Genomic DNA, 13,402 nt, shown 5'->3' on the forward strand with positions numbered 1-13,402 from the left:
ACGGGCGCTACGTGTACCGTTTACCGCTCATCCCATTCGTCGGCAGCCGCTTGCCCCTCTTCGGTGTCCAGCGGTGGCTCAAGCTGGAATTCCCCTTCGTCCCATTCATGTAGCGTGTTCTCTTCCTGCCATTCCTGGCGGATCTCTATCTCATCGTAATCACCGTCAAAAACGCTTTGTGCAGCTTCACCGCTGAGCATGGGCAGACACTCGCCTTCTTCCCCCTCGTCAGCAAAAAACTCCACCTGCCACATGATGTCGCCATCCTGTAACACATATTTTTGCACATTGAGTTGTTGTACATTGGCATCTTCCTGCTCGAGCCCTGGGTTGTCCGCCAGGAATTCTTCACGGGCGGCGTCAATGGCTTCTTCCAGCGTGGCGTACATGGTCATCAGAGTCTCCCTTTGATTTGATGAGGTAATCAGGGAAAGAATAGTTGATTCTCTGGTGTTGCAAGTATTAATGCTAAAAAATTATCCCTTTACCCGCGCGGTGGCCCGTCGGCGTATGCTTATCCATGAATAGATCGCGTTGAATAACACCACTCCCGCCGTAACCATAAATACCGCCCGAAAGCCGTAGTTGGCGGATATCGCCGCGCCCATTAAGGGACCGGTGACGTTACCGATATCGCGAAACGACTGGTTGTAGCTGAAGATACGTCCGGCAATTTGGTTGGAGGAATTATAGACCAGCAGGGTTTGTACGGCCGGGAGCAGGGCGCCGTCGGCGGCCCCCAGTAAAAAGCGCAGAACGGCCAGTTGCCAGGGCGTCTGGACAAAGGACATCGGGATCAGCAGCAGAACCGAGACGATCAGCGCGGCAATCAGGATTTTCTCCGGGCCTATGCGATCGCCGAGCTTACCCAATCTTGGCGCACTGAGCAGCGCCGCAACGCCGGGAACGGAAGCAATCATGCCGCTAATAAACGCAATATTGCTGACATTACCCGCCAGCTCCCGTACATACAGCGTCAGGATTGGCGCGATGGAACCGGTCGCAACCTGAATAATCATGGTGGTAATAAACAGACTCAGCACCAGTTTTGGGTTTTTAAGCGAGGTGATAACTTCGCGTATATGGAGCATCTCTTTTTTGCTGATGGGCTGAAATTTCTCACGAATTAAACAAAGCGTTAATATGAAGCAGATCAACAGCACAACGGCGGTGATGAAGAAAACGGGACGCAGCCCATACTGGTCAGCCAGCAAACCGCCGGCGAGCGGGCCCAACAAGGCGCCACTGACGCCGCCTGTGGAAAGGGTGCCCAGCGCCCAGCCGCTCTTATTGCGGGGAACCTGAGTGGCGATCAGCGCGTTCGCATTGGGAATAAACCCACCGAGTAAGCCCAGCAGCGCGCGGAGAATCAACAAATGCCAGATATTCTGCGCCACGCCCATCAACAGCATGACGATCGCCATACCCAGCGCCGAGCGCAGCAGCATAATTTTTCTGCCTTTCCGATCGGCAAGCCCGCCCCAAAACGGTGAAGCGATCGCGGAAAATAAAAACGTGATGCTAAATACCAGGCCGGACCACATATTCAATGCGCCATGCCCCGTTACGCCGAGTTGTTCGACATAAAGTGGTAGAAAAGGCATTACCAGACTAAAAGCCGCGCCGGTTAAGAAACAGCCGAGCCAGGCGACGGCGAGGTTACGTTTCCAGTTGATAGGTGTATCAGACAGTGACATAGCGATCCGCAGTATGGCGCGCTGTTGGCGCTTTAAGGCAAAAAAAGAATAAAAATTAAGCACATTAAGTATGCGCCCCTAACGGGAAGGCTGCAATGCGGAGAGCTTTTATCGCTAAAACAGGCGGGGACGCAGCCCGTAAAGAGCTGCAAAAGAGAAGGGTCAGTAGCGTGAAGGCACACCTTCAGGACGCGTTTTGAAACGGCGGTGCAGCCACATGTATTGTTCGGGGGCCATCATGATGCACTTTTCAACGATCTTATTCATCCAGGCGGCCGTTGTCTCGGCGTCGTCCAGCGGAGGAGAGCATTCTGGCGGCAGCATGATCAACTGGTAACCTTTGCCGTCCGGTTTGCGCCTGGGAACAAAGGGCACCAGACAGGCATTGGACATACGGGATAGCATCCAGGTACCGGATGTGGTGGCGGCCTGCTCTACGGCAAACAGCGGCACAAATACGCTGGAGCGCGGACCATAGTCATGATCGGGCGCATACCAGACCACTTCACCTTTTTTCAGCGCTTTGATCATGCCTTTCAGATCTTTTCGGTCCAGCATCGACTTATTTGAACGCATACGGCCCCATGTCTGAAGCCAGTCCAGCAGCGGGTTATCGTTCGGGCGATAGACGCCGATGCCTGGCTCCTGCAAGCCAAACAGCCTTGCGCCCAGTTCCAGCGTGAGGAAATGCAAGCCGACCAGTAAAATACCGCGCTGCTGTGCCTGCACATCGCGAATATGCTCCATGCCAATGACTTCCGTCCAGCGGGAGATTCGGCGATCGGACCAGAACCACGCCATGCCTGTTTCCAGCAACCCCATCCCAACGGATTCAAAATTTTTGACTACCAGATTGTGGCGTTCCTGCGCGCTCATCTGCGGGAAGCACAGCTCAAGGTTACGATGAGTAATTTGCGTACGCCGTTTCATCAGACGCAGCGCCAGATGACCCATGATATGGCCCAGGCGATAGATAACCGGGTAGGGTAACTGCACGACCAACCAAAGTGCGCCGATACCGAGCCAGGTTAACCAATACCGTGGATGCAGTAACGCTGCGGAGAACTTGGGTAAATTCGTCATTTCTGTCCTGTTAAAAATCTTCAAACGAGAAATATCTGTATTGTCGCACTTTTTTGCCCCTGGCAAAAATTTGTGGCTACAGGTTGGCGAAAAAGAGAACGATTGTTATTGATTTTTTTTCCATGAAAGATGAAATGTAGCGCAAAATGTGTGGATGTAAATTGGCAGGGATTGCTATATGATGCCGCCCGATTTTCTATTTTCACCCTTTGCAGGATACGTACACCATGCCAGTGTTACACAACCGCATTTCGAATGACGCGCTCAAGGCCCGTATGCTAGCGGAAACTGAGCCACGCACCACGATTTCGTTCTATAAATATTTCACGATCGCTAACCCACAGCAAACCCGCGATGAACTTTACCAGCTGTTTTTCTCACTCAACGTCTTTGGTCGCGTTTACCTCGCGCATGAGGGCATCAATGCTCAAATCAGCGTGCCACAAAGTCATGTCGACGCGTTTCGTACTCAACTGTATGCGTTTGACCCGGCGCTTGACGGACTGCGGCTGAACATCGCACTGGATGATGACGGGAAATCCTTCTGGGTCTTGCGCATGAAGGTGCGTGAGCGTATCGTCGCCGACGGCATTGACGATCCGAGTTTTGACGCCAGCAACGTGGGCGACTATCTGAAAGCGGCAGAAGTGAATGCCATGCTTGACGATCCGGACGCCGTCTTCATTGATATGCGTAACCACTATGAGTATGAAGTCGGGCACTTCGAGAATGCGCTGGAAATTCCGGCGGATACGTTCCGCGAGCAGTTGCCAAAAGCGGTAGAAATGATGCAAGAGCATCGTGACAAGAAGATTGTCATGTACTGCACCGGCGGTATACGCTGCGAAAAGGCCAGCGCCTGGATGAAGCATAACGGCTTTAATAAGGTCTGGCACATTGAAGGCGGAATTATCGAGTATGCGCGTAAAGCTCGCGAGCAGGGGTTACCGGTACGCTTCATCGGGAAAAACTTTGTCTTTGATGAGCGGATGGGGGAGCGAATCTCCGGGGAAGTGATAGCGCATTGCCACCAGTGCGGCGCACCGTGCGACAGCCATACTAACTGCAAAAACGACGGCTGCCATCTGCTGTTTATCCAGTGCCCGGCGTGCGCAGAAAAATTCAAGGGCTGCTGTAGCGAAGTTTGCTGCGAGGAGAGCACCCTGCCAGAAGAAGAGCAGCGTCGCCGCCGTGCCGGACGTGAGAACGGTAACAAGATTTTCAATAAATCACGCGGACGGTTGAATACCAAGCTGGGGATCCCGGATCCCACCGAATAGCGGCCACCAACCTGGCGACAAAGTAATGGCCTCATCACGAGGCCATTTTTTCATTAAGAATGAAAACGGGAAAGCCGGAACGGCGACAGATCAAATGCGGGTGGCTTTCCTTGCGCAAAGTCGGCGGCAATCTCTCCCAGCACCGAAGCAAACTTAAAGCCGTGACCGCTGAGTCCGGTGACGATCAGGGTGTTATCGTGGCCAGGCAGGGTGTCGATGATAAAATCTTCATCCGGCGAGTTGTCATACGTACACGCCGCGCCGTGCAGGCAGCAGCCGATCCCCGGAAGCACGCTGCGCAGGAACGGGAAGGCTTCGGAACCGTCGCTGGCAATGCTGGCAAACGGCTTACGTTCTTCCGCGGAGTGGATAACCTGCCCACCACTATGCTTCCCGATCTTCAGCTCATCATTTTCCGCCGGAAAGCCGTAATACTGATCGCCGTTTGGCAGTTCGCCGGTAAACGCGGGGAAGTTATTCTTAACGCTGTAACGTCCATCTGCCTGGTACCAGGCGAAAACTTTACGCACGGGTTGGACGGGTAATTCCGGTACCAGCGTCTGAACCCAGGTGCCGGCGCTAATCAGCGCTTTTTTCGCGCTGTATTCGCCATCAGCGGTTTCAATGGTAATGCCATCCGTGTCGTGACGAATCGCCGTGACCGGACAATTGAAGAGCTGTGCGCATCCCGCTTCTTCAGCAAGACGGATCCACGTTTTGATAGCCAGTTCGCTGCGCAAAAAACCGGAATCGGCTTCAAACAGCCCCAGGTAATCATCGGGTACGCGAATTTCCGGCCAGCGAGCCATAATGGCAGCGGCATCCAGTTGCTCAACGCTCAGCTGCCATTGCGTTGCGCTTTGCTGCACATTCGCCAGGAAAGCAGAGTTGGCAGGTCCAAGATTGAGCACGCCGGAACGAATGAAAATCGGGTCGTCGTTGTGGGTGGAGAGTTCATCCCAAAGCGCCTGGGCTCGCAGCACCAGTGGAACGTATTTCTCACCTTCGCCATAAGCGTGACGGATTAATCGCGTGTCACCGTGGTGGCTACCTTGCTGATGCGGCGGCATATGCGCATCGGTCATCAATACGTTCAAACCGGCACGCGTGGCATAATAACCTGCGGCCGCGCCTACGGAACCGCTGCCAATTATGATTAAGTCGTATTTCATTGGATTCTCTCTGCTATCGCGATGAAAACAGAGTAAATAAGTGAAGTGAGATATACAACCCAGAAATGGTAAAGGCACCTAATCGGTGCCTTTATGGTGAGATTAACCATCACATTAATGACGACGGTATTCATTTACCTGGTAATCGCCGGATTCAATTTTAGCGATGCCTGCTTCTAATATCGAAATAAATTGTCTGGCAACATCGGTGGTTAACCAGAGCGTTTGCCCAATTTCAGTGCCATCCGTTTCAGGACGATTAGGTGTCTGGTAGTGCAAACGCAGCATCAGCGCATCATAGCTGTCTACAGTGCTGATGTCCCATCCCACAAGCGGATGAGTCTGAATGACTTCATTATTCTTTTCCATCATGCCCCCTAATTCGTGTTACAAGACAACGGTTTTCGAGGTTCAATGCATTTTTATCTGAAGCATTTTCAGTATATCAATAAATAAAGGTATTCACTGAAAATTTAAAGGGGGAATAGCACAAATTTCTGCTAATTAAGATTTTTATGAACAATTAAGCAGCAACTCATTCATGCTTTTCGATTAAGTCATACAAATATTTTGTTGGGGCGGTGAAAATATAAGCAAAGCGGGAATAACAACCATTTAAAAAAAGCCGGGGCGACCCGGCAAAAAAACATCACGGCACAGCATATTTTTATTCTTTTATGAACCAGTCATCAGCGCTTTCCCAGGTTTCCTGGAGAATCTCGCTGATTCGTTCTTTATCTTCTTTAGTCGCGCCAATGACGGACAAATTATTAGCCGCAGCATAACGAACGGTAACGTTGCCGTCATTATCCGGAAAATGATGGGTGATACGACGGGAGAGTTCGCCCGCCAGTGCGTCAATCGCGCCAGCAGGCAAAGGCGAAGTTTTAGCAATAGTGACTTCAATACGCATAAAGGCCCCCTGTTGAATGTACTGGTTATTTATACAGTTAAACAAACCAGGTTACAACAGGTGCCTGTATTTTTTTTACTTTTTGATGGACCAGCGTACCGTTTCGCCAGCGAGGAACGGCACGAGTGTGTCGCCGGCGATCGTAATGTGCTCCGGAACGCTCTGCTCTTCGCGGATCAGTTCAACGAATGACTCGTTCACCGGCAAACCGTAGAAGCGAGGGCCGTTCAGGGAACAAAATGCTTCAAAATGAGCCAGTGCGTTCATCTCTTCAAATACGGTTGCGTAGCTTGCCAGCGCCGTTGGCGCGTTAAAGCAGCCCGCACAGCCACAGCTGGACTCTTTGCGATGTCTGGCGTGCGGGGCGGAATCGGTGCCAAGGAATACACGCTCAAAGCCGCTGGCGACCAGTTCACGTAACGCCTGCTGATGCACGTTGCGTTTCAGAATCGGCAGACAGTAAAGATGAGGGCGGATCCCACCGACCAGCATGTGGTTACGGTTAAACATCAGATGTTGTGGCGTAATCGTCGCCGCCAACAGTTCGTTACCGTCGCGAACGTACTCTGCGGCATCTTTGGTGGTGATGTGCTCAAACACCACTTTCAGTGCGGGCAGACGGCGGCGCAAAGGCTCCATGACCGTCTCAATAAAACGCGCTTCGCGGTCAAAAATATCGATTTCCGCATGGGTGACTTCACCGTGAACCAGCAGTGGCATACCGAGTTTTTCCATGCGCTCAAGCACTGGCATGATGGCATCGACAGACGTGACTCCGTGGCTGGAGTTGGTCGTCGCATTGGCAGGGTAGAGTTTTGCCGCCGTGAAGACGCCTTCACGGAAGCCTCGTTCCAGCTCATCAGGATCCAGCGTGTCCGTGAGGTAGCAGGTCATTAGCGGGGTGAAGGTATGTCCGGTCGGGACAGCGGCAAGTATACGCTGACGATAAGCCATGGCCGCATCAACGGTGGTGACAGGTGGCGCCAGGTTCGGCATTACAATTGCCCGGGCGTAAATTTCACTGGTATAGGGCACAACGGTTTGCAACATATCGCCATCGCGAAGGTGAAGGTGCCAGTCGTCTGGGCGGCGGATCTTTAAAACCTGGGATGGTGCAGTCATCAATATGCTCCGGCTGAGGATGTCATTTTTGCCGGAAACAAAGGATAAGCGTAAACGTTTTCCTTTGCACGAAAAAAAGGGCGCTGATGCGCCCTGGGGAGTTAATCGACGAACGGGATGATAATTTCGCCCGGTTTTACCTCGATACCTTTGGCCAGTTTCTTCGCCATGGCTTCACCCTTACTGCTGTCTTCTCGCAGGATGTAAGCAGGCTGCTGGTTAAAATAGTTCCGAAGAGACTGATTTAAATAGGGCATCAGTGTTTGCAGAATCCCCTGCATTTTTTCTGGCGTTACGGTGGCATCAACGACTTCCATTTCCTGCAGGAAAATGGCCCCTTTTTCTTTGTTAAAGACCGGAAGCGCTTTCAGTTTCAGCTTCAGGGTCGCCTTCTGACTGCCAAACAGAGAGTTCATATCCAGATTCGCGTCGCCAGTGAGCGTCACTTTATTTGGCTCTTCCCGACCAATTTGACTTGCGAGATTGGTTAAAACAATGTGCGCGTCGGCAACGCCAGGCAGGCCGATGTCTTTGGCAAAATTATTGTGCTTTTCAAGCGCCTGATTAATTTCCTGTTCACTGACCGTGTACTGTGTGAGTTGGTTACAGCCAACTAACAGGCCGCCAACAACCAGCGCGGCGGCAAAAAATATCTTCTTCATGAGCTTCCTCAACATGATGCCAATAGCGTAATCCTGACATAAAGCAGCATGCGTCACCAGCACTAAGGACACCAGCGGAAAAAACCGAAAACAGCGAATCAGGCACCGGGTTCGAGCATACCGCGCGGGGTACGCCTGTGGCTAAACTGCCAGCCAAGCGCCAGAAAAGTGATAAGGCCAATGATCCCCAACATCATCCACGGCAGTTCCGGCTGCTGGAGCAGTTTACCCATATCAAACAGCCAGCCGCCTCCGATATAGCCAATCGCGCCGCCAATGGCGAGTCCCAGACGGCTAAAGCCCATATAGCTACCGCGCGCACGGGCATCAGACAGTGACGCACTCAGCGTTTCACGCGCAGGCTCGGCAATGATTGAGCCAACGTAAAACGTACAGATCAGGGTGAAAAGCTGCTGCAAATTGCTCACCAGACCGACGGGTAACATACTCAGGGACATCAGCAGCAAACCGGCCATCAGTCGATGTTCAAGGCGAAAGCGTTTTTCACTCCAGCGGGCGATGGGGTAGAGCAGCGTCAGTGAAAGACAGGCTTCAATCGCATACATCCATTTTACCGCGCTGGGAGTACCGGCGATGTCATTCACCATAATCGGCAGCATCAACATGACCTGCACCGCCAGCATGTAATACCCGGCCAGCGTCAGGACATAGGTGACAAAGCGTTTATCGCTGAGTACGCGGCTCATCCCTTCGCGAACCGGGATGCGCACGGTAGAGAGTTTCCACGCTGGCAGCAGCCAGGCATTAAAGGCGGCGCATAACACAAACAGGACCGCGCCTGTCGCACAGACCAGACGGAAATCGTACTGTAGCAACCAACTGCCCAACAGCGCGCCAATGACCGCGCCCGCGCTGTCCTGCATCATGAGTAATGAGAAAAAACGACCGCGCTGTTCCGGACGAATCAGCTTAACCACCAACGCAGAGCGCGGCGGGTCAAACAGCGTTCCGCCCAGGCCAGAGAGGAAACAGGAGAACCACAGCAGCCAGGGATCCTGGGCGATGCCCATCGTGGCAAAGCCGGCGGCGCGCATCAGCATGCCGGTGACAATCATGGGTTTCGCCCCGAAGCGGTCGGCAATGGCGCCGCCAAATATCCCCAGCCCTTGCTGAATGAACTGTCGCAGGCCGAGCGCTATCCCGACCATCACGGCAGCCCAACCCATTTGGTCGACGAAGCGAATGGAGATCAGCGGGAAAACAACGAAGAAGCCCAATACCACCAGCATATTATCGATGAGCAGGAAATATTTACCCAGGTTCCTGGCCTGCGAGACACGCGACATTTCCCCTCCCGGGAAACACTCGTCATACTTCGGGCAGCAGAGAGCGTGGCTGCGCTCAAATTATTGAGAGTATTAAAAGCGAAGTGACTTCTATTCTGCGGCTTTGCTTCCTTTTTGCCCACCCTATACGAAACAATATTTTTTTATCAAAAGTCCGTCTTGATAGAGAGTTTTCATCAAAATCCAGGAATAATTCAAATATTGGCAATTTGGGCTTTTCAAAGGGCGGTTTTGCGCAGGTATAGTAAGAGCCGACCCCAAACTGGCTTCAACAATTACGCCTGGTGGGATAGGCTCTACGTTATCAGGGTGTAACGGCGATTCGGGAAGGAGTAAGAATATAAATGTTTGGCTACCGCAGTAACGTGCCGAAAGTGCGCTTAACGACCGACCGGCTGGTGGTGCGTTTAGTGCATGAGCGTGATGCCTGGCGTCTGGCAGACTATTACGCAGAAAATCGTCATTTCTTAAAACCCTGGGAGCCGATTCGTGATGAAAGCCACTGCTATCCTTCTGGCTGGCAGGCCCGGTTGAGTATGATCGGTGAATTCCATAAACAAGGTACCGCCTTCTATTTCGCGCTGCTCGATCCGGATGAAAAAGAGGTTATCGGTGTCGCGAACTTTTCTAACGTTGTGCGCGGATCGTTTCATGCCTGCTATCTGGGCTATTCCATTGCGCAAAAATGGCAAGGTCAGGGGCTGATGTTTGAAGCGCTAAGCGCCGCCATCCGCTATATGCAACGCACTCAGCATATTCATCGCATTATGGCGAACTATATGCCGCACAATAAACGCAGCGGCGATTTACTGGCGCGACTCGGTTTTGAAAAAGAGGGTTACGCGAAAGATTACCTGTTGATTGACGGGCAGTGGCGCGATCACGTGCTGACGGCGTTAACGACAACGGAATGGACCCCTGGTCGGTGAGGAAAACACTATGAAATATGAATTAACCGCCACTGAAGCCCGCGTGATTGGTTGCCTGCTGGAAAAGCAGGTCACGACACCGGAGCAGTATCCGCTCTCCGTAAACGGCGTTGTGACCGCCTGCAACCAGAAAACTAACCGTGAACCGGTCATGAATTTGTCGGAGCATGAGGTACAAGAGCAACTCGATAACCTGGTTAAGCGCCATTTCTTGCGCACGGTGAGCGGGTTTGGTAATCGCGTCACTAAATATGAACAGCGCTTCTGTAATTCAGAGTTTGGCGACCTGAAGTTAACGAGTGCGGAAGTGGCGGTGGTGACCACGCTGTTACTGCGCGGCGCGCAGACGCCAGGCGAATTGCGCACCCGCGCCGCGCGGATGCATGAATTCAGCGATATGGCCGAAGTGGAGTCCACGCTCGAGCGGCTGGCGACGCGCGAGGACGGCCCGTATGTGGTGCGTCTGGCCCGCGAGCCGGGCAAACGTGAGAGCCGCTACATGCATCTGTTTTGTGGCGAAGTGGATGAACAGGCGATGTTAGCCACCGCGCCGCAAATGGCTTCGGGTGATTTATCGGCACGGGTCGAGGCGCTGGAAAACGAGGTGGCCGAGTTAAAGCAGCGACTCGACTCATTGCTGGCGCATCTGGGAGATTAACGTGGAAAAATTACGCATCGGTGTGGTCGGTCTGGGCGGCATTGCGCAAAAAGCCTGGCTGCCGGTACTGGGAACCTCCGGCGACTGGACGCTTCAGGGCGCCTGGTCGCCCTCGCGTGAAAAAGCGGAGCGGATCTGCGAAAGCTGGCGCATTCCCTGCGCCAGTTCTCTTGCGACTCTGGCTGCTGATTGTGACGCTGTATTTGTTCATTCCAGTACCGCGTCGCATTATGCCGTGGTAAGCGAATTGCTTAATGCGGGCGTCCATGTCTGCGTCGATAAACCGCTGGCGGAGAATTTAGCTGACGCGGAACGGCTGGTGGAACTGGCGGCCAAGAAAAAGCTCACCCTTATGGTCGGCTTCAACCGTCGCTTCGCGCCGCTGTATCGGGAACTGAAAAACTCGCTGAGTAGCGCGGCATCCGTGCGCATGGATAAGCACCGGACCGACAGCGTAGGCCCGCACGATCTGCGCTTTACGCTGCTGGATGATTATCTGCATGTGGTCGATACCGCATTATGGCTGGCAGGCGGTAAAGCGAAGCTGAGTAGCGGAACGCTGTTAACCAATGAGTCTGGCGAGATGCTCTATGCTGAGCACCATTTCGCGGCAGATCAGCTGCAAATCACCACCAGTATGCATCGGCGGGCGGGAAGCCAGCGTGAATGGGTGCAGGCCGTGACGGACGGCGGGCTCATTGACGTCACCGATATGCGCGAATGGCGAGAAGAGCGGGGTCAGGGTGTGATCGTCAAACCTATTCCCGGTTGGCAAACTACGCTGGAGCAACGTGGATTTACCGGCTGTGCGCGCCATTTCATTGAATGTGTGCAAAATCAGACGGTTCCGGAAACGGCGGGGGAGCAAGCTATTCTCGCCCAGCGCGTGGTGGAAAAGCTGTGGCGCGAGGCGATGAGCGAATAATTACCTGTAACATCTGGCGGTAGTAATTCACCGTAATCCAGGTACTATATGCCCACTTAAAATTACACCGCTCAAAACATGAATTTATTAAAATCGCTGGCGGCCGTCAGCTCAATGACGATGTTTTCACGCGTGCTCGGTTTTGCGCGTGACGCTATTGTCGCCAGAATTTTTGGCGCAGGGATGGCGACCGATGCCTTTTTTGTGGCGTTTAAATTACCTAACCTCTTGCGGCGTATCTTCGCGGAAGGGGCGTTTTCCCAGGCCTTTGTGCCCATTCTGGCTGAGTACAAAAGTAAGCAGGGTGAAGATGCTACCCGCGTGTTTGTTGCGTATGTTTCGGGCTTGCTGACGCTGGCGTTGGCGGTCGTGACGGTGGCCGGGATGCTGGCCGCACCGTGGGTGATTATGGTGACGGCACCAGGTTTTGCCGATACCGCCGACAAATTTGCCCTGACCACTAAACTGCTGCAAATTACTTTTCCCTATATCCTGCTGATCTCGCTGGCCTCGCTGGTTGGGGCGATTCTCAATACCTGGAACCGCTTTTCCATTCCAGCCTTTGCGCCGACGTTTCTGAATATCAGCATGATTGGCTTTGCGCTGTTTGCCGCCCCGTATTTTAACCCGCCGGTACTGGCGCTGGCATGGGCGGTCACCGTCGGCGGCGTGCTGCAACTGGTGTATCAACTCCCGCATCTGAAGAAAATCGGTATGCTGGTATTGCCGCGCATTAACTTCCGCGATGCGGGAGCAATGCGCGTCGTGAAACAGATGGGCCCGGCGATCCTGGGTGTTTCGGTCAGTCAGATCTCGCTGATCATCAACACCATTTTTGCCTCTTTTCTCGCTTCGGGGTCCGTTTCATGGATGTACTATGCCGACCGTCTGATGGAGTTCCCATCCGGGGTCCTTGGCGTGGCGCTGGGCACCATTCTGCTGCCGTCGCTGTCGAAAAGTTTTGCCAGCGGAAATCATGATGAATATTGCCGTTTGATGGACTGGGGACTGCGTCTCTGTTTTCTGTTGGCATTACCGAGTGCGGTGGCGCTGGGGATACTCTCTGGCCCGTTGACCGTTTCACTGTTCCAGTACGGTAAATTTAACGCCTTTGACGCGCTGATGACCCAGCAGGCCCTGATTGCCTATTCGGTGGGGTTGATGGGGTTGATCGTCGTTAAGGTGCTGGCACCCGGGTTTTACTCGCGGCAGGACATTAAAACACCGGTACGCATTGCCATCGTGACGCTGATTTTGACTCAGTTAATGAACCTTGCGTTTATTGTTCCGCTGAAACATGCCGGCCTGGCGCTGTCGATCGGTCTGGCGGCCTGTCTGAATGCGTCTTTACTGTACTGGCAGTTGCGCAAACAGAAAATATTCACCCCGCAACCAGGCTGGATGGGCTTTCTGAGTCGTCTGGTAATTGCCGTGCTGGTGATGTCAGCGGTGCTGGTCGGAATGCTGCACATTATGCCCGAGTGGTCGCAGGGGACGATGCCGTGGCGTCTGCTACGCCTGATGGCTGTCGTGGTCGCGGGGATTGCCGCCTACTTTGCTGCATTAGCGGTGATGGGCTTTAAAGTGAAAGAGTTTGCACGCCGTACGGTATAATTTCAGTGCAGTGCCGGATGGCGGCGTTTCGCCTTATCCG

General features: G+C 53.2%; 14 protein-coding genes. 5 read left to right on the forward strand and 9 right to left on the reverse strand.

The genetic code is table 11. The annotated features are described in order from the left end of the window. Positions 1-20: 20 nt before the first annotated feature. The 3 genes from HVY19_RS08190 to HVY19_RS08200 all read right to left on the reverse strand — a co-directional run bounded on the left by HVY19_RS08190 (position 21) and on the right by HVY19_RS08200 (position 2,780). Positions 21-395 (reverse strand): MysB family protein, encoded by a 375-nt coding sequence (locus tag HVY19_RS08190; RefSeq protein WP_181683831.1) that lies wholly within the window; start codon positions 393-395, stop codon positions 21-23. Between the two features lie 81 nt (positions 396-476). Beyond that, on the reverse strand, positions 477-1,697 hold the full coding sequence (gene mdtG / locus HVY19_RS08195) for a multidrug efflux MFS transporter MdtG (protein ID WP_181683832.1): 1,221 nt from the start codon (positions 1,695-1,697) through the stop codon (positions 477-479). 162 nt (positions 1,698-1,859) lie between these two features. Then, entirely contained in the window at positions 1,860-2,780 is a 921-nt protein-coding gene (locus HVY19_RS08200; RefSeq protein WP_181683833.1) for a Kdo(2)-lipid IV(A) acyltransferase, read from the reverse strand. 227 nt (positions 2,781-3,007) lie between these two features. On the opposite strand from HVY19_RS08200, the gene HVY19_RS08205 reads away from it, so the two are divergent. Next, entirely contained in the window at positions 3,008-4,060 is a 1,053-nt protein-coding gene (locus HVY19_RS08205) for a rhodanese-related sulfurtransferase (protein WP_181683834.1), read from the forward strand. A 53-nt stretch (positions 4,061-4,113) separates the two neighbouring features. On the opposite strand, the gene solA is transcribed toward HVY19_RS08205, so the two are convergent. The 6 genes from solA to mdtH form a co-directional block, all read right to left on the reverse strand. Further along, a complete protein-coding gene (gene solA, locus HVY19_RS08210; protein WP_181683835.1) occupies positions 4,114-5,232 on the reverse strand; it encodes an N-methyl-L-tryptophan oxidase in 1,119 nt (372 codons plus the stop codon). 114 nt (positions 5,233-5,346) lie between these two features. Further along, the gene (bssS, locus tag HVY19_RS08215; protein WP_181684241.1) at positions 5,347-5,601 is read right to left on the reverse strand and encodes a biofilm formation regulator BssS; all 255 of its coding nucleotides are present in this window, start codon (positions 5,599-5,601) and stop codon (positions 5,347-5,349) included. 298 nt (positions 5,602-5,899) lie between these two features. Next, on the reverse strand, positions 5,900-6,145 hold the full coding sequence (gene dinI / locus HVY19_RS08220; RefSeq protein WP_042319691.1) for a DNA damage-inducible protein I: 246 nt from the start codon (positions 6,143-6,145) through the stop codon (positions 5,900-5,902). Positions 6,146-6,220: 75 nt separating this feature from the next. Beyond that, a complete protein-coding gene (gene pyrC, locus HVY19_RS08225) occupies positions 6,221-7,267 on the reverse strand; it encodes a dihydroorotase (protein ID WP_181683836.1) in 1,047 nt (348 codons plus the stop codon). Positions 7,268-7,368: 101 nt separating this feature from the next. Next, complete coding sequence (locus tag HVY19_RS08230) at positions 7,369-7,929, reverse strand: lipoprotein (protein ID WP_181683837.1); 561 nt, start codon at positions 7,927-7,929, stop codon at positions 7,369-7,371. A 98-nt stretch (positions 7,930-8,027) separates the two neighbouring features. Beyond that, complete coding sequence (gene mdtH, locus HVY19_RS08235; protein ID WP_181683838.1) at positions 8,028-9,236, reverse strand: multidrug efflux MFS transporter MdtH; 1,209 nt, start codon at positions 9,234-9,236, stop codon at positions 8,028-8,030. Positions 9,237-9,580: 344 nt separating this feature from the next. On the opposite strand from mdtH, the gene rimJ reads away from it, so the two are divergent. From rimJ to murJ, 4 genes are all read left to right on the forward strand, one after another. Beyond that, positions 9,581-10,165, forward strand: a complete 585-nt coding sequence (rimJ, locus tag HVY19_RS08240; RefSeq protein ID WP_181683839.1) for a ribosomal protein S5-alanine N-acetyltransferase — start codon at positions 9,581-9,583, stop codon at positions 10,163-10,165. 10 nt (positions 10,166-10,175) lie between these two features. Continuing rightward, positions 10,176-10,823, forward strand: a complete 648-nt coding sequence (locus tag HVY19_RS08245) for a YceH family protein (protein WP_181683840.1) — start codon at positions 10,176-10,178, stop codon at positions 10,821-10,823. A 1-nt stretch (position 10,824) separates the two neighbouring features. Then, on the forward strand, positions 10,825-11,748 hold the full coding sequence (locus HVY19_RS08250) for a Gfo/Idh/MocA family oxidoreductase (protein ID WP_181683841.1): 924 nt from the start codon (positions 10,825-10,827) through the stop codon (positions 11,746-11,748). Between the two features lie 78 nt (positions 11,749-11,826). Next, positions 11,827-13,362, forward strand: a complete 1,536-nt coding sequence (gene murJ / locus HVY19_RS08255) for a murein biosynthesis integral membrane protein MurJ (RefSeq protein ID WP_181683842.1) — start codon at positions 11,827-11,829, stop codon at positions 13,360-13,362. Positions 13,363-13,402 lie beyond the last annotated feature (40 nt).

It is taken from the genome of Citrobacter sp. RHB25-C09 (assembly GCF_013836145.1).
GTDB lineage: Bacteria > Pseudomonadota > Gammaproteobacteria > Enterobacterales > Enterobacteriaceae > Citrobacter_A.

Coding starts and splice junctions, on each gene's coding strand:
- pyrC (WP_181683836.1), bottom strand. CDS start 7,267: ATGACTGCACCATCCCAGGTTTTAAAGATCCGCCGCCCAGACGACTGG.
- mdtG (WP_181683832.1), bottom strand. CDS start 1,697: ATGTCACTGTCTGATACACCTATCAACTGGAAACGTAACCTCGCCGTC.
- dinI (WP_042319691.1), bottom strand. CDS start 6,145: ATGCGTATTGAAGTCACTATTGCTAAAACTTCGCCTTTGCCTGCTGGC.
- bssS (WP_181684241.1), bottom strand. CDS start 5,601: ATGGAAAAGAATAATGAAGTCATTCAGACTCATCCGCTTGTGGGATGG.
- mdtH (WP_181683838.1), bottom strand. CDS start 9,236: ATGTCGCGTGTCTCGCAGGCCAGGAACCTGGGTAAATATTTCCTGCTC.
- murJ (WP_181683842.1), top strand. CDS start 11,827: ATGAATTTATTAAAATCGCTGGCGGCCGTCAGCTCAATGACGATGTTT.
- solA (WP_181683835.1), bottom strand. CDS start 5,232: ATGAAATACGACTTAATCATAATTGGCAGCGGTTCCGTAGGCGCGGCC.
- HVY19_RS08230 (WP_181683837.1), bottom strand. CDS start 7,929: ATGAAGAAGATATTTTTTGCCGCCGCGCTGGTTGTTGGCGGCCTGTTA.
- HVY19_RS08190 (WP_181683831.1), bottom strand. CDS start 395: ATGACCATGTACGCCACGCTGGAAGAAGCCATTGACGCCGCCCGTGAA.
- HVY19_RS08245 (WP_181683840.1), top strand. CDS start 10,176: ATGAAATATGAATTAACCGCCACTGAAGCCCGCGTGATTGGTTGCCTG.
- HVY19_RS08205 (WP_181683834.1), top strand. CDS start 3,008: ATGCCAGTGTTACACAACCGCATTTCGAATGACGCGCTCAAGGCCCGT.
- HVY19_RS08200 (WP_181683833.1), bottom strand. CDS start 2,780: ATGACGAATTTACCCAAGTTCTCCGCAGCGTTACTGCATCCACGGTAT.
- rimJ (WP_181683839.1), top strand. CDS start 9,581: ATGTTTGGCTACCGCAGTAACGTGCCGAAAGTGCGCTTAACGACCGAC.